Raw genomic sequence first — 16,532 nt, 5'->3', positions numbered from 1 at the left:
TGAGATATATTTAAAATGAGAAATAGAATTTATTAAAATTCTTATAAAATTTTCTAATTTAAAAGAATTTTAGATTTAATTTATATCTTAATGTAATTTTAAATTTATTTTCTTTGTAAAAGGTATTTAAAATCTAAGGTATTAACTATTAAATGACATCTATTTACTAATAATTTATAAAAAAATATAAATATAGGATAATAGAGAAGAATGTAGGATTCTTACAGAAAGAAAATGAATAATCATTTGTATAATGTATAGAAGTAAAATAAAATGATAAGTAAAGGTAATAAAGCGAATTATATTCATAATCTTCAATAGGAGGGGTGAATTCGAAATATGGATAAACAAAATAAAAAAGAGAATTTACCTATAACAAAGAATCAAAGTGAAGATATAGATACATATGTAGAAAATATAAGAGATATGGTTCCATTCCTGCATGATAGTCGTTATGTAGATAAGTTGGAAGAGAAGATGGAGGTTGCAGAAAAAGAGGGAAAGAGTAAATATACGTATTTAAGTGATTTGGAAGTCATTTATCATTTCGTACATTTACAAAAAGATATGGATGAGAAAAAGAATAGAAAAGAGGATACAAAAAAGAGTTATGTATCTGAAATCTTATCATTTTGTCAGTGCATGGTGCAGCATGCAGAGGAATTCGAATTGAATGGAGAAGAAGTGCAGCAAAATGATTCGTTATTGAAAACATTACAGCCTTGGCATATTCGTAAATATAATGCTTGGTTGAAGCAGGTAGAGAACGGTAGAAATGGGGATACGTACGCGGTCGCAACACTTGCAAAAAAATCAGTACTTATACGTTCTTTTTTAAAACACCTTCATGTATTTGCTTATATTGAAAGACCTCTTCATGAAGAACTGCAGCGCGCTAATGTAAATGAACAGGATCGGCCAAATCGGGACCTTTCTTATGAAGAAGTGATGAAAATTTTAGGGTTTTATAAAGAACAAGGGCATTTAGTAAACTATACAATTTTACTAGCTCTAGCAAGTACAGGTGCAAGAATTCAAGAATTGTGCACCGCGAGAGTGAAAGACTTACATTATGACGGAAAGTATTGGTTAAAAGTCACAGGAAAAGGGGATAAAGTACGTGAACTTTTCATTCCTGAGCATTTATTCCAATGTATTAACGAAATGAGACGGAGAAGAGGATTCCAAACTATATTGGATCGGGGAGATGAATGTCCTTTATTCGTAAATCAAAGAGGGAATTTTTATAATTCGAAAACGTTATCAAATCAGGTAACAGACATGATAAAAAAGACAAATTTAGATTTTCTAAAGTATCGTGAAAATCCTGTAACGGCACATACATTCCGTCATGCTTTTGCAATCATGGCAGTTGAACAAGGAAATGCGGATCTATATCATTTAATGCAAACGTTGGGCCACGAAAATATCCAAACGACAAAAATCTATTTAGAGAAGCATATGAAACGGAAGAATAATGTGGGTACTTCATTTGCGGATATGTTGGTGTAAAATTTCAATATGAAAAATTTCTTAATTATGTCTTTTTTACATAATTAAATACTCATTATTGAACGTTTGAGGAGGGTTAATTATAATAACACATTAAGAATGGCCAAGAAAAATCAATAAAGGTAGAGTCCTGGCGTTCATTTCGAGAAGAAATGAACGTATTAGGAATTCAGGATTCAGATATTTTTCAAGTTCAGTTAGTTGAATATGGGAAAGAGAGAACGAAAAAGAATTCTCCTAAAAATCTTAGAAAAAAATAGTCTACTTACGTATAAATATCATAATTAAGCACATGTTATATACAAATATAGTGGAGGTGCAATTATGAATATTCAAAGACACGAAAGTAATACAACTGAAATTCTTATTTCTGCTGCAGCAAGTGCTATTGAACAAATGAAGTATGAAATTGCCCGTGAATTAGGAGTTACACTAGGACCTGATACATCATCACGTGCAAATGGCTCTGTCGGTGGAGAAATTACAAAGCGCTTAGTTCGAATGGCTGAAGAGCAATTAACAGGACAATACAGATTACACTAAGATTAAAAAATAAAAGGAAAAAGGATCCCCTAAGATAAATCTTTTTCCTTTTATTCACAAAAATATAAAAATATTTTTGTGAAACTTAAAAATGACTACTCAGATTCATTTGTAAGAGTTTTTATTTGTTGTGATAATACCATAAGTACAGAAACTCATTAAACTCTTTAAAAGTAATCTGGAGGCTATTAAACGTTATTTCACCTAAGATCTCTATTTTTTTATTTTTAGGTGCAGTTTGCAAGAATTCATCTACAAATTCTAAAATTATAGCATAAGTTAAAAGACCGATCGGTAATAAATTTCCAAATAAAACAAAAATTCTTTTAGTTAAATTCTCTTTATTGAACTTTGAAACGAAGCTTAAAGGAACAGTAAATAAGGAAGCAAAAACCCTGAGTTTTCTACGTTAAGCAGAAAATTCAGGGCTTTATTTTAAAAAATCTATTTTTTAGCTCACACTTTTCTTTAATTTCATTTTCATCATTAAACAAGAGGTTATTTGATTTATCGTGCCGGCCCTGCTTTTTCATTTAAATAACATTATTTACAAAAGTTACCGTGATCGTTTAACATAATGTCTCATGATTGGTAGCGAAGAAAAAGACGAATCCTTATTCTCACAAGGGAATAAGGATTCGTCTTTTTTGTTCTATGGATCTATGCATTTTTTTATACATTTCTATTCTGGTGCGGTTTTAGGGTTCTTGTCTGTTATTGGATTAACCGAAAAACTGTATAAAATTTTGTGTACTCTTAGTGTGGTTTTACTCACTCCGGCTTCTTTCTGCCACACTATTAAAGTTAATTGCTTTAGAGCTCTTGGTTAGACGTTTTATAGCTTCCTCAACCTTAGCTATAGTTGCGTCTGTTTCCTTTTATCGTGTAGCTGCCTTAGTTGCTCTTTATGGTCGAAATTTGCTTAGCGTATGTTTTCGTTAAAATGTGGGTGGGATCCCTGTAAAAAAAGACACCTAACGGTGCCTTCCTCCGACTTGCCTTTTCTTAATTTTATTGTGTTATTATTATATAAGAAAAGAAGACATCGATTAAGATGTCTTCTTTTACTTGTACACTTGGTGTTAAGAAGGTATTGTATTGCTTAAAAACCATAAAAAATATAACAATCATCGAGTAATCTTATCATAGCATCAAAAAATCGGGTTTTTATATGTAATAATGCATATATATAGATTTATTTATATTTAATCTATATAGTTAAATTGTCTGTTATTTGTTTTAATTCATTTACTTATTTTATTTTTGAGTGCTCCAGCAATGGAGCCTTTTTTTATGCAATAAAACATTTTCTTTGCGTTATTTAGTTGATCTATATTAAATTTATCTTCTTAAATTATATCTATATTTTACTAAAACATTATATAGGTAACCAGTTTTTTCTAATAATCTAGTGAATTAATAATTTTAATATTATTTTTTAATCATCATAGAAAAATATATCATGCAATAAAGATTGAGAAAGCAAGAATTATAAAAATGTATAGTACCTTGGAAATAAAATATTTATTATTTTTATATCTAGATTATGTAATTTATTTTTCTAAAACTACCAAAAAAAGACTGCCAGTAATGGTGGTCTTTTTTTCATTGAAATGTACATAAAACATCAATGAGAACGTAATAGATATAATGTATAAAAGAAATGACACCCAAAGGTGCCTTCCTCCGACTTAAGTCATACGCTTTTTGGCGTTTATTCGCAATGCTTAGTAAGACATTAGTTTTCTAATTTAAAGCTGTAGTAAATATGCAGTACTATTAATCGTAACATACTGTCTATTAATGGGTTTATATGGAATGAATGTAATTATTTATGTTTAAATTTTCGGGATCATACATCTGGTGTAATATATTTGTTTGCCTATAGGAATTGTATAGATAACTAGTCTTGTTGTTGGTTTTGATTTATTTTAACATTTAGTTGTACAGTAAAATTATAGAAAAAGAGGATAGATTTACTATGAAATTAAAGAGAATTATTCCAACAAGTATCGCTTTTGCAGCATTGTTAACAATTGCACCGCTAGAATCATCAGCAGAAGAAAATATCAGTACCAAGAACTTTGAAGGTCAAACAACAATTCAGGGTGAAATATTTGAATTTGATGGGGTTCAGGTTAGTTCAGGAATGATTACACCAGAAGGGATCGCGCTAGCTTCAGGAGGAAAAAGAAACTGGAGTATTACTAACTATAGACCACTAGGTTTAACTTGGTATACTGTAGCTAAAGCGGATACCCAAAAGGCGCATGATAAATTAGGAGCAAGAGCAAGGTTATTTAAAAAGTCTGGTTCACTTTGGAAAAGTAATAGCAATACTCAAAAGAATACTAAAATAGTTTCAGCTACAGCAAAACCAGATAGTTATATAAATAATTTTAATGGTGCATATTCTATTGGTAACTTTACATTTGAAAAAAGTGGTTATGTACATGCATATCCTGAATTAAGGAAAAATTGGTAATATGAAAAAAATTTAATTCTAGCAGCGTGTACTTTAGTACTCGCTTATAATAAATTTATCAATGTTAAGGATGATTCTTCTAAAATCAATGAAGTTTCAACTTCTACAGATGATAGTGGGGCTGTTACAGAAATCGCATCCTATGATGAAAATCTAAATCCATTAAGTACTGAAAATAAGTTGAAAATAGAGGATGATCAGAGAAAGACGATTTATTTTGAGATTTTTAATGGAATTAACTATGATAGAGATTTTAAGATTATTGTTTTACAAAACTTTATTCAATCGAAATTTCATGTTGATGATAGTGAAACATCTATTTCTAGTCATGATATAAATATTGGAGAAAATAAAAAAGAGAGAATTAAAGTTTCTGTTGATGTCGATAGTGAAAACGTGGATTTAACAGTTTTGTTTATTAAAGAGCCTAATGAAATAGTTAAAGGAATGGATTTCGATAAATTAACGTATTATGAGCCAGTTTATGCAAAAAGGTTTATTATTGAGAATGGTGATGAAAAGGTAGACGTAAATATAAAAAATCCAGATTTTTCATATAAGAGTGAGGTTGATGATACTCCTATATTTTTGAGTAAATCTTCAAAAGATAGAAAGATATTACCTTCAGTTCAAGAAAAAACTAAAGCTTATTTACATATAGGTAATCCTGATCCAACGGAAAATATGCGAGCGGCTATTATCGCTTTAAAAGATTGGAATCAAGTGAAGTTAAACGATGACAAGGTTTGGTTCGTAGAATCAAAAAATACAGGAACATTGGGATATAAAGTTGATGTTCCCAAAATTGAACATATAGAAGAAAATTTACAATTTATATTGTTCCCATATCCTTATGAAGATTGGGGAAAATATACAATGAACCCAATTGAATATACTTTTAGAACCGCCTTATTAAAATAGATGCTATATCAATAGCATCTATTTTAGCTTGTTGGTTTTAAATGAATTTTGATTTAAGGTATCTCATATGAGAATCAAATACGACAAATAAAAAGTATCCATTTTGAAAAAGAGAGAGTATATTTTGGTAGTTTGTAATGAAAATTAAGCCCATATACCGAAATAGGTGGTTTTTTTTATTTAAAGAGAAAAGACACCCTAAGGTGCCTTTCTCCGACTTGAACCACGTTCATTTAGTATAAACTTATCCGTATTATCCCTTTGTTATACATGTAAACACATCCTATAAAGCAGAATCGTCTATATACACCAGATTGTTAGTTTACAAAATACAAGAGATTTGAGATCAGTATTAGAGTGACGCCACACCTTCTGCAATGATTGATATGTTACGCCTTTCAAAAGAATCTGCTTTATAGAATGTATCCACAATTTATATTTTACTACATGTAATATTTATTTGGTGTAATTATTACGACTATGTATAATTGCATAAAGTTTATAAAAAAATGAGAGCATAATTTGGTATTGTGTAATAAAGATAAGCCCCACCTAAGGAAATAGGTGGGGCTTATCTTTATTACTATTTCAGTGCACAAAAGGGAATTTGTATTAAAATACTATCATATTTTTAAAGTTCTTATATTGAGAAATAAAGAAAAGACAACCCAAGGTACCTTCCTCCAACTTTCTTATCAATCGTTTTTTATGGTACCTGTTTACAATTTCTCTATATAGTGATATCACGTAATTAGGGGGGTGGGAATGCATCGTGATTTACTAAATCAAAATACGAATTCGGTCGTTACTGGACTATTAGAGAACACACCACATCGTGTTGTTAATAGATTAGGTGAACTGCTAAAAGAAAGGGGAATGTCACAGGGAGATTTAAGTCGCTTGACTGGTATTCGAGTAGCAACAATAAATGATTTTGCAAACATGAAGAAAACAAATGTGAACATGCTTCACCTTGTTCCAATCATGATTGCATTAAGAATTACAGATATGACTGAAATCTTTTATGTTGAGTTTCCTGACGAAGTGAAGGAAAGGTTTGCCGAAGATATGGAAGGTTACAAGGGCGGATTAACAGAAAAAATGATAAAAGAAGTTGAAGAGAATTCAAAAGAAATGTATGTACAAGAGAAATAATGGGGTGATTACCCCATTATTTTTTTATGAATAAAGAAAAGACACCCAAAGGTGCCTTTCTCCGAATTGAACCACTTTAATTTTAATAATATGTATTGGACTCCCATCCAAATATTATTTTACAACGTTAAGTTATTTTGTACATTGAGAAATCCGGTATACTTCTTTATTTAAACGTAAAAAGCCCTAGAGGGGCTAGGACTTTTTGACAGAATGAAAATGATTCAAAAAAAGGACTTGTATAACGTAACATACAAATGTTTCATAAATGTATCAAAAAAGTGAACAAAAACGTTATTTTAATTGTTGCAGCCCCTTGGAGGGCGCTCCAAGGGGCTAAGATTTAGGATTCGAGAATTTTCAAACTCTTGTTAATTACATAAGAACTCCCTAAGGAGTATATAGGGAATTTTAACACTTAACTAACAATTTTTACAACTGTATATTCGAATTAATATATAAATAAACTATTTATATAAAAAATGGCCCTTACTACTATGTAAGAGCCCCATGAACAAAGAAAAAGTCGTATATGACTCTATATAAGAATCACAATAACATTTTAACATCATAATATATAGTTATCTATACGTGATTGGCGTAGTAGAACTAACAAAATGTTATTTTATTTGAAAGGGGAATGGGGAAATGATTGAACAGGTTGAGATTGAAGGGCAGTTATCAATATTTGATATAGATGAAACAAAGATTAGGCTGTATGAAGTCTTGGAAGCTAATGGCTGCCATTACGAGATTAGGAGTTATTACCTACACAACGATTACATGAGTGAAGTTAAGTACTTCTTTATTAGAACTACAGATGACAAAATTATTGATATGTGTTTGAGTCAGTTCCCTGAAGTGTTTGCTGTGTACAAGGGATTCACTGAAACGCAGATCGAGAAGATATACAGAGGGAGATTGCAATAATGCTATTTTATAAAAAAGAGAAGCCCTTAATCAGGTCGCTCCTCTTACTGCCAATATACAATAACTATTCTATTATAATGCATGGGCGTAAAATATTTAATAATTATCTTCATGGTAAAAATTTCATTTTTTTAGAGGGGTGAGGTGATTAAGGATTGGCATTGAATACGGAATGTTTGTATTAAAAAAGAGCAGACTTTAGCCTATACATAAAAGTGCTCACATTGTTCTAAAGGAGGGAATATCTGAAATATAAATATGATTGAGAGGAGTGAAATAAAAATGGAAACTAGTACTTTTTTAGGGCTGTTCTGGGGATGGATGACGGTTATCGTATCGGGAATACTCTTCGTCCGTCCGTTGGTGCTACGTGACTTGAAAAAATTAGTGGTTGAAGACAGAGGATTTGGTATTATGTATGGTTTCCTATCGATTTTCCTAGGATTAGGTACTGTAATTCTACATAATGTATGGGGATTCAACTGGCAGGGGGTCCTAACGTTTATTGCATGGCTTGCATTATTAAAGGGAATTTACATAATTGTATATCCTGAACCTTCTAAGAAAACAAACTTTGAAGTAAGGGTACTATCTACACGTATAGCACTCGCTATCGTTGGCGCCTTGGCTTTATGGATGCTTATAGTAATCTATATAAAATAATCCTATTACGAAAAAAGTTCCCGTTGTCTCCAACAGGAACTTTCCTAAAATGGAAAAGAGTAGCTCTTACCTTACTCTTTGTTTATATACTATAAGATTGTTAATGAAAATCCAGGACTCTTTATATTGAGAAATAAAGAAGAATCATTATAAAAAATTTTATCTTTTTTCATAAATAAAAGAGCAGCTAGCAAAAACTAACTGCTCGGTTGATTAAATTTTGATAATCTAACATTCACATTTTCATTGTGAGACGAGTGAATTCTATTTTTAATTGAATTGGATCAGGTGGGAGTGTTGGTCCAATCGAACCCGGATTTAATGCAGCAGAAGATAAAAACTCGGCCAATATGATTCATCTCGAAAAATTCGTATTACTAATAGTAAATGTGGAAGTAGAGCGATGTGAAATGGACAAGCGGTTGTATATGTGAAATTTAATAAAATAGTTATTTGAAAAAAAGACCTCTTACGGAAAGATAAGTGGTCATCAAAAAAAATGTTGTATTTGAAACACGTGATGTTTCGTAAAGGGATTATAACATATATTTATATATTAAGTATATATAATATTAAGAAAGTAATGAAGATAACACATGAATGTTTCATAAATGTATTAAAAAAGTGATTTTGTAAATCAAGGTAGTCAGCACAGTTAACTAACGGCTTGTTGAAAAAAAAGAAGCCCTGTAGAAAATGTTACAGGGCTTCATAAGATTGAGCTATGTCGTACTCACAAGAGATTTTAACATGGGTTTAGCGGTGAATAAATCGGTAAATGTGTCCAATTAATCTGGAGCTATTATCTTAAGCGAAAACGCTATTTTCATAAAAAATTTCATTTTGTAACGACTATTTTATAAAGAAAGGAACACAGAATATTATATGTATTTCCTGTCAATTGAGTGCGTTTTTACAAATAAAAGAGCAGCCAGCAAAAGCTAACTGCTCAATACAAGGAGATACAGAGAAAACTAAATGGATTTTGGCATACAGCCTATCAACATTATGGACATAATATTGATTTTTATTCGAAGGAATTCATGTTTTACAAATTAGATTATGATAGTTGATATTCTCCAAATTGACCAGAAAAGAACCAAGAATTCTAGGAAAATTCCAAGTGTTCTTTTCCTAGTTTTTTGAAATTCTTTTACTAAATAGCCAACAGCACAAATTGCTAGAAGAATGAAAAGAATAAGTTCTAGTGTAACTGGCATTTGATCTACTCCTAATCCATTAATTAATTTAGTATATAACGATTATAAGATGTTTTTGTGGTTAATGGTGAAAAATTAAAAAAAACTATCTCTATATGTAAAAAGGCAAAGAGTAACTCTTACCTTACTCTTTGTTCATATACTACAATTTTCTGTACACAAGAGTCCCCAAAAAAGAGTTTGTTGGGACACGGCAAGAATTCGTTCTTTTTTGAGCCACTCATCATGAAGCTAAATAAAAAAATACATTGTCACATTCCTGTCACAATGTATTTGTATCATAGAAATGAAAATAAGGAGGTTTATAAATATGAATAAAAAAATGAAAAAGCTAGCTATTCCAATCTTGATGAGTTCAATATGTCTTACATTGCCATCCCTGAGTTATGCGCAACAAAAGGATTTTACAACAAAGGGACAAAACGTAGTTTCTCAATACAAAAATTTTACTTTTGATGTGAATCCTGAAACGGGTGAAATTTTTGTGGAAAAAGATGGTGTAAGAGAAAGTGCGTCCTTACCACTACCGAAGAAAAAAATAACAAATCTAATAAAAAAAGATGATTGTATATCTTGGAATTATCCAGATGACCAAATAGATGTGAAGATTGAAAAGAAAGAATCCTATTTAAGTATTAAGTTAAAATCTACTAAGTCTGAAGGAGCTAATGAATTTACATGGCCTAAAGTAAGTGCGGACAGCTATACGTTACCCTTATCGGAAGGGAAAAATATACCTAGCAATGACCCAAACTGGAAAGAATATTTAAAAGATCAAGACATGTCATTCGTAGAAAATTTTTCTATGAGATTCTTTGCATTGAATAAATCTAAATATTCCATCATGTATATAGCTGACAATATGTATAATGATAATATTCATTTCACTGCTGATTCCGATATACAGTTTAGTTTTACACATCAATATCCTTCTATTAATAAGCATAAAGAATATGGATTCAGATTGTATCTAACTGATAAAAACCCTGTCTCGATGGCAAACATTTATAAAAATTATATAAAAGAACAGGGAGAATTTAAGACACTAGAAGAAAAAGCAAAAACAAATCCGAACATTAAAAAATTATATGGTGCGCCTCATATTTATTTTTGGAACCACAGTGGGATTTCAGTAGAAAATATTAAGTGGGATACATTCACACAAAAAATGGATGAGACATTTACAAATTGGATTGCACAGTTGTTACAAGCAAATACGGAAGATGGCTCAAAAGATTTTGAAACTGTTATGCAAGATATAAAGAATCAAAAAGCTATCGATAAAAGCCAGCAAAAAGTAATAGTTAATGCGATAAATCAGGTATTAAAATTAGAACAACTTTATAATAAAGACATTTTCAGCAATCTAGATTCTGGAACAAATGAATTGTTGAAAAAAGGAATCCAAAACTTGAGTGAACAAGAACTATATACACTGAATAAAGGATTAATTAAGAGTAAGTTAACAGATGCAGTGGATGAAGTAAGCAGATGGGAACAGAAAGAAACAACAGATGTTTTAGTTGATATGAAGAAATCGAATGTTAAAAAAGCATGGGTAGGGTTACCTAATTGGGCTAATGGATTAATGAATCCTAAAATGGTAGAAGAAGCAAATAGAATGGGGTATTTAATCGGCCCTTATGATTCATACCACTCGATTCATGAAGTTGGAAGTAGAGATTGGAATACTGCTTCTTTTAAAGATAAAACTTTATATGAAAATGCAACAATATCTAATGAAAAAGGAGAAAAAATAGGAGGATTCTTAGGAAAAGGAAGAAAGTTAAATCCAACTTTATCCTTACCTAGTGTGAAAGAACGTGTAGATGATATTTTACAAAATAATATACCGTTTAATTCTTGGTTTGTCGATTGCGATGCTACAGGCGAAATTTATGATGATTATTCTCCAAATCATATTACTACTCAGGAACAAGATGTAAAAGCAAGATTGCAAAGAATGAAATCTATTAGCGAAGAAAAACACATGGTAGTCGGATCGGAAGGTGGGAATGACTTTGCTAGTAATATAATTGCCTTTGCGCATGGAATAGAAACACCCGGGATTTGGCCCGATTCTGATATGAGAGATAAAAAGAACCCATATTATGTAGGCGGATATAAACCCACTTCACCAGATGGTGCTATTCCAGAATCGAATGCCAAAACAATACCAATCAAACCTATTTATAAAAATATTCATAATAATCCTGTATATTCAATTCCGTTATATAAACTTGTATATAATGATTCAATTATTACGACTCACCAATGGTCATGGGGAAGTTTTAGAATTAAGGATGAGATAGGAAATAGAATGTTATCTGAAATGTTGTATAATGTACCACCTTTATATCATATTGATAAAAATGAATGGGAGAAAAGTAAATCCATCATTACCTCTTATTTGAAAGTATGGTCTCCATTTCATGAGAAAGCCGTAACAAAACCAATGACTAATTTTGAAGTATTGTCTGAAGATCGGCAAGTTCAAAGTACGACATTTGGAAAAAATATGAAGGTGATTGTGAATTTCTCAAACCAAGATTTTATATATAACAATGAGAATATAAAAGCAAAAACAGCTATAGTATATGATGGGAAGAAAAAGAGTATATTAGAAGTTCCTAAGTACTAAGATACATGACTTAGTTGTTGCTTTGAAATAAAGTCGTACTGTTTGCAAAAAAGTTATACCTTTTTACATCATTAAATAAAGCTGTCACGGTAAAACTCCTTCTCTACAGTTAGTTGTTTTGAGAAGGTAGCTCATTTTTTCGTTATGGGGTTTTTACTTTGCTTAAGTTGATGGGCGTGGGGTTCAGCCGAGATACGTGTGAAAATGGGTCATAGACTGGATTTCATTTCCACACCATGACCTTTTGCTGTTTTTATAGATATATAATGAAATTATAAATAAAACTAGCATATAAACATAAAATATGAGTTTATATTTCATAAGCAGACAATAAATACAAAATAAAAAAGAATCCATAATTTGCTGGATTCTTCTTTATTTATTTTTTACTTGCTAATCCATTTGGAGATAATCGGATAATAAAAATCTTTTCCTTGTAATACATATAAAATTCCTTTAAGGGGCCCGAAAACTAATAAAATAGTTAGGATTATATATAATGGGGCTGTCCACAATATCATTGACATATTACTTGCATTCATATCGAAATGGAACATAGAAAACATTAAAATCCTCATTACAAAAGTATTCCAAATCAATACAATAATCCAAGTGAATAGCTGATAAACAGCTGTTTCAATAGATATTATGCGAAGTTCTTTTGATTTGAATACGAAATAAAAAATGAACGATACATAAAAAATTGTAATGCTAAAAAAAGTGAGAATGATGAAAGATACTAAAGTAATAGTATGCATCATTAATTTTAGGTTTTTTTCTTGAGATAAGTTCACTTAAACGCCTCCTATTATTTTTTTGCGGAAATAGGTGGAGTCATAAATACTACGTCATTATCTTTTAACTGTACGCGAAAAATATATACAGGTTGAGAAAAACCTTTTGTATCATTGGCGTACTCTAAATTACACTCTGTAATGACTAATGTCTCACCTTCAAATTCTTCACCCGCCCCAAAAGGTCCCATAGGATAAATGTCTCCTTGTTTCAGTTTTTGAAATGCTTCTTTTGGAGAAATAATTTCGACGTCTCGCACCTTTTGACCTTCGGAATCATAAACAGGCATTTTTTTACCTTCTTTACTTAACTCCAGTGATGTTCTTATAGTGACATGAGACATATCTGTTTTTCCATAGGGATCAAATGGCATATTACCAAATACCTTCATTTGATACGAAATAATTATTCCAAGCGCGACGAAGCTTACTGCAGTGGGTAAGATTAAATATTTGACTATTTTTTTGTGTGATTCCTTTTTTTCGAAAAAAATAAGACCTATATTTACTATACAATACCCTAGCATCATTCCTATGGTATTATGAAGTAAATCGTCTAGTTCCGCACTTCCACGAAGTGTTATAAATTGGAGAGTTTCAATAAATAAAGACGTTGTAATTGAACTGATTAACATCCATTTTGCTTTTAAAAAAACTTCACTCAATAAAGGGAATAAAATTCCTAGCGGAAACAGCATACCGATATTAACAATGATATGAAAAAAAGAATTAAATGAAAATTGATTCCACGCTTGTTGATACTGGCTCAGTACATCGAAATCAATTGTTCTTACAAAGATATTCTCAGCTGAACGACCAAATGTGGTAGCTATTATTAAAAGGGAATAATAGCCTATTATTAATATAAGTAATATAACCTGTCGCTTGGTAAATTTCTTTTCTTGTTTATTAATAAAATTCATTTGGCACCTCTTTAGAATAATGTATATTTTCTCGGTTCTGTTGCAAGATTTCTTAACAAAGAAAAAGTCGAGTCAAATACAGTTAAATTTTATGCAACGCGATTTTACGAATCGAAGTTTCGACTAGTGTGCTGATAAATCTTGCATAGCCTAGGATTACTTTTCTAACAACTGGGCCCATATTTACAAATTGGAATTCTTATATTTACTAAACAAATAAGATTCCGTAAAATATTACACTTTCTTTTGAAACTTTGTTGTTCTTTGTTTCGCCCAATTGATACATTTCTTTTCGATTAAATGATACGATACTATAGAACAAAGTATTGTCATTGTAATACATAAGATAAGAAGGAAAAAGATAGGTATCTTTGTATACAAAATTTTAAAGAGTACCATCATGATTGGAAAATGACATAAATAAATACTATATGAAATTTCTCCTAAGTATACAAACACACTCTTATTTAAAATAGCTTTTATCTTTAAGTTATTCATAGCCACAATAATAAGAAAACTAACGCCAATTACCACACCCCAATCTTTTAATAGGAAAGCAGTATCACTACGTGAAATCAATAAAATTCCAGTAGAATATAAATATAGAAAGACCCCTAATGCGATAAGAAGTTTTCTGTTTAAGTTTTTCATACTTCTATATAAGCAAGTAATTTCTTTCTGATATTTAAAAAGTAACATTCCAATCATAAACATGGATGTGAAATGTAATGTATCGGCATAACCATTATAAAACCCCTCAGCTTTTCCAATATGGAACATATTAAGGAAAATACTAATTAAAGAAAAGCTCATGGCAAACAGTATCGTTTTCTTCCAACTCTTTTTATAAAACAGAAGGAATAACAAGGGAAACACGATAGATATACGCATTTCTTGAGCTAATGACCAGATAACCGGATTATAATTATCCGTAAAAAAGTTATTAAGAAGTACAAGGTGATTGATAATATCTAATTTAGTTATAGGCCCTTGCCACTTATCATAGAACCAATCTCGTAGTCCCGTAACTTCATATGATGAAAATAACATAAATAAAGCAAAGGTGATGAATATCCAGAAATAATAAGGGATATAGATTCGTACAAATCGCTTAATTAAATATCCCCAATAATTTGTTTTTGAATTATAAAGTGCCATAGATAGCACAAAACCACTGAGTACATAAAAAATGATTACAGCTTCCCCGCCAGCCCATAAAAACCTAAGAGGGGATAATTTAATAGAATTAGGCAACGATGGTAGCATCAAACAAAAATGTCCAATTACCACTGTAATAGCTGCTAATCCCCGTACAGAATCTAATTCTTTTATTCTCTTACTCATAAAGTCTTCTCCTTGTAAATTGTAGATTTTACTGTTAATAAAGGCCGCTATACTAGTGTAGTGGGAAAATTGTACATATATACGTATAGGATAGAAGGTACTATTAAAATAAAAAGTAGGGTAAACTTTAAATTTTTATTAAATTTTTGCACTCTTTTCTTTAGGTAATCTAACTTCAAATATTGTTCTTATCACATTACTTTTAGCAAAAATCACCCCATTATACTGTTCGACTATATTTTTAGGATTACAATTAATAGACAATCTAAGTAATAAATTTGTTCCACATTTACAAAAAAAGCAAACCAGTGTGCCCCGATTGAATATCGAAACACACTGATAACTTAGTCTTTTTCTTATTGTCTACTTGGGGTCACCATACATGCCCATCAACTTAAGAATTTAGAATTCCCCCAAAAATTATGAGTTTTTTGTTGCAAGTTGTCACAAATTTTCGTTTTTATGGTAGTTTTATTTTCTTAGCTTGATTGCGATGAGCGGTACCCCATAAAGGTCCCTGATACATAATTGATCTTCTGCCATTTGTAGAAAACAATCCACTTATACCATTTTAACAAGAAKAAATATCTCGTCCATGTTGTAATATTGGCTTACGTTAAGCTTGTGAAAAAAACATATTCATGTATAATACAATTGATGTATGATACATTAGTTGTAGGAGGGTGACCTATTTGAAAAGAGAAGATGCCTTAAAACTAAGAACAGATATTAAGAAAATGATTATAATAACTGGGGTTTTTGAATCTCAAAATTTGCCCAATGGACCATTTGAAAAACCTTTACCAACTTCTCAAATGATGGCGTTAGAGGAACTAGAGGTGGAAAAATTAACTGTTTGGCAACTATCCAATAAACTTAGATTAGAGACTTCAACTGTAAGTAGATTGGTAGATAAGTTAGTAAAAAAGGGGCTTATTTATCGTGAAGTAAATGAAAAAAATAGAAGAGAACTTTTTCTGCACCTCACAGAAAAAGGTCACATAACTGTTAATTSCTTAAGAGAGCAATCCATTACATTTTATCAAAGTATTCTCAATAATTTATCAGAATCAGAACAAAAAATAGTTGTGGATGGTTTTGAATTATTTATTGATTCTATTTCTAAGCCTTTTGATTAGAGTGAGGTAAATCATAACATTTGGAGGRTAAAATGAGTTTGGATTTCGAACGTCCTATTATTGAATTAAAAGAGAAATTTGATGAATTAAAGAAAATAATGTAGATTTATCGTCAGAAATTCATGTATTAGAAAAACGTTTAAATAAAATGCAAGATAAAATTTATTCTAATATTACACCTTTTCAACGAGTTCAAATTGCAAGGCTACGTAACCGGCCCACGACATTGGACTATATACCTTTATTGTTTACAAACTTTCTC

General features: G+C 30.6%; 13 protein-coding genes and 2 pseudogenes. 10 read left to right on the top strand and 5 right to left on the bottom strand.

All coding sequences use genetic code 11. The features are described from left to right. The first annotated feature begins 339 nt into the window (after window positions 1–339). Together AC1DMU_RS24890 and AC1DMU_RS24885 are read left to right on the top strand one after the other, a co-directional pair. Entirely contained in the window at window positions 340–1,512 is a 1,173-nt protein-coding gene (locus AC1DMU_RS24890; protein ID WP_476941593.1) for a tyrosine-type recombinase/integrase, read from the top strand. 324 nt (window positions 1,513–1,836) lie between these two features. Then, on the top strand, window positions 1,837–2,055 hold the full coding sequence (locus tag AC1DMU_RS24885; RefSeq protein ID WP_372471298.1) for an alpha/beta-type small acid-soluble spore protein: 219 nt from the start codon (window positions 1,837–1,839) through the stop codon (window positions 2,053–2,055). 748 nt (window positions 2,056–2,803) lie between these two features. Here the strand turns inward: AC1DMU_RS24885 and AC1DMU_RS24880 are convergent. Further along, a pseudogene (locus AC1DMU_RS24880) lies at window positions 2,804–2,974 on the bottom strand (DUF6262 family protein); the annotation flags it as partial. A 1,062-nt stretch (window positions 2,975–4,036) separates the two neighbouring features. Here AC1DMU_RS24880 and AC1DMU_RS24875 point away from each other — a divergent pair. The 5 genes from AC1DMU_RS24875 (at window position 4,037) to AC1DMU_RS24855 (ending at window position 8,209) form a co-directional block, all read left to right on the top strand. Further along, window positions 4,037–4,540: a hypothetical protein gene (locus tag AC1DMU_RS24875; protein WP_476941592.1), complete on the top strand. Its 504-nt coding sequence runs from the start codon at window positions 4,037–4,039 to the stop codon at window positions 4,538–4,540. A 180-nt stretch (window positions 4,541–4,720) separates the two neighbouring features. Then, window positions 4,721–5,461: a hypothetical protein gene (locus AC1DMU_RS24870; protein ID WP_088064975.1), complete on the top strand. Its 741-nt coding sequence runs from the start codon at window positions 4,721–4,723 to the stop codon at window positions 5,459–5,461. Window positions 5,462–6,226: 765 nt separating this feature from the next. Next, the gene (locus AC1DMU_RS24865) at window positions 6,227–6,616 is read left to right on the top strand and encodes a helix-turn-helix domain-containing protein (RefSeq protein WP_215559244.1); all 390 of its coding nucleotides are present in this window, start codon (window positions 6,227–6,229) and stop codon (window positions 6,614–6,616) included. Between the two features lie 648 nt (window positions 6,617–7,264). Further along, complete coding sequence (locus tag AC1DMU_RS24860) at window positions 7,265–7,546, top strand: hypothetical protein (protein ID WP_088064977.1); 282 nt, start codon at window positions 7,265–7,267, stop codon at window positions 7,544–7,546. Window positions 7,547–7,828: 282 nt separating this feature from the next. After that, window positions 7,829–8,209 carry a hypothetical protein gene (locus AC1DMU_RS24855; protein WP_075313087.1) on the top strand — a complete coding sequence of 127 codons (381 nt, stop codon included), beginning with the start codon at window positions 7,829–7,831 and terminating at the stop codon, window positions 8,207–8,209. A gap of 235 nt (window positions 8,210–8,444) precedes the next feature. Here AC1DMU_RS24855 and AC1DMU_RS24850 read toward each other — a convergent pair whose 3' ends face one another. Beyond that, window positions 8,445–8,558 (bottom strand): exosporium leader peptide-containing protein, encoded by a 114-nt coding sequence (locus tag AC1DMU_RS24850; RefSeq protein WP_327964159.1) that lies wholly within the window; start codon window positions 8,556–8,558, stop codon window positions 8,445–8,447. 1,181 nt (window positions 8,559–9,739) lie between these two features. Here AC1DMU_RS24850 and AC1DMU_RS24845 point away from each other — a divergent pair. Next, window positions 9,740–12,070, top strand: a complete 2,331-nt coding sequence (locus AC1DMU_RS24845; protein WP_215559243.1) for a glycoside hydrolase — start codon at window positions 9,740–9,742, stop codon at window positions 12,068–12,070. Window positions 12,071–12,456: 386 nt separating this feature from the next. Here AC1DMU_RS24845 and AC1DMU_RS24840 read toward each other — a convergent pair whose 3' ends face one another. The 3 genes from AC1DMU_RS24840 to AC1DMU_RS24830 all read right to left on the bottom strand — a co-directional run bounded on the left by AC1DMU_RS24840 (window position 12,457) and on the right by AC1DMU_RS24830 (window position 15,131). Further along, on the bottom strand, window positions 12,457–12,864 hold the full coding sequence (locus tag AC1DMU_RS24840) for a hypothetical protein (protein WP_088064979.1): 408 nt from the start codon (window positions 12,862–12,864) through the stop codon (window positions 12,457–12,459). A 14-nt stretch (window positions 12,865–12,878) separates the two neighbouring features. Then, window positions 12,879–13,787: a VanZ family protein gene (locus AC1DMU_RS24835; RefSeq protein WP_215559242.1), complete on the bottom strand. Its 909-nt coding sequence runs from the start codon at window positions 13,785–13,787 to the stop codon at window positions 12,879–12,881. A 234-nt stretch (window positions 13,788–14,021) separates the two neighbouring features. After that, window positions 14,022–15,131, bottom strand: a complete 1,110-nt coding sequence (locus AC1DMU_RS24830; protein ID WP_476941591.1) for an acyltransferase family protein — start codon at window positions 15,129–15,131, stop codon at window positions 14,022–14,024. A 692-nt stretch (window positions 15,132–15,823) separates the two neighbouring features. Between AC1DMU_RS24830 and AC1DMU_RS24825 the strand changes: the two genes are divergently transcribed. Both AC1DMU_RS24825 and AC1DMU_RS24820 read left to right on the top strand, forming a co-directional pair. Then, complete coding sequence (locus tag AC1DMU_RS24825) at window positions 15,824–16,270, top strand: MarR family winged helix-turn-helix transcriptional regulator (protein WP_476941590.1); 447 nt, start codon at window positions 15,824–15,826, stop codon at window positions 16,268–16,270. Window positions 16,271–16,302: 32 nt separating this feature from the next. Then, window positions 16,303–16,532: pseudogene (locus AC1DMU_RS24820) on the top strand (acetyl-CoA carboxylase carboxyl transferase subunit alpha); the annotation flags it as partial.

It is taken from the genome of Bacillus sp. 01N45 (assembly GCF_056399205.1).
The sequence above is the reverse complement of the archived record's forward strand: the minus strand, read 5'-3'. Positions and strand labels throughout refer to the sequence as shown.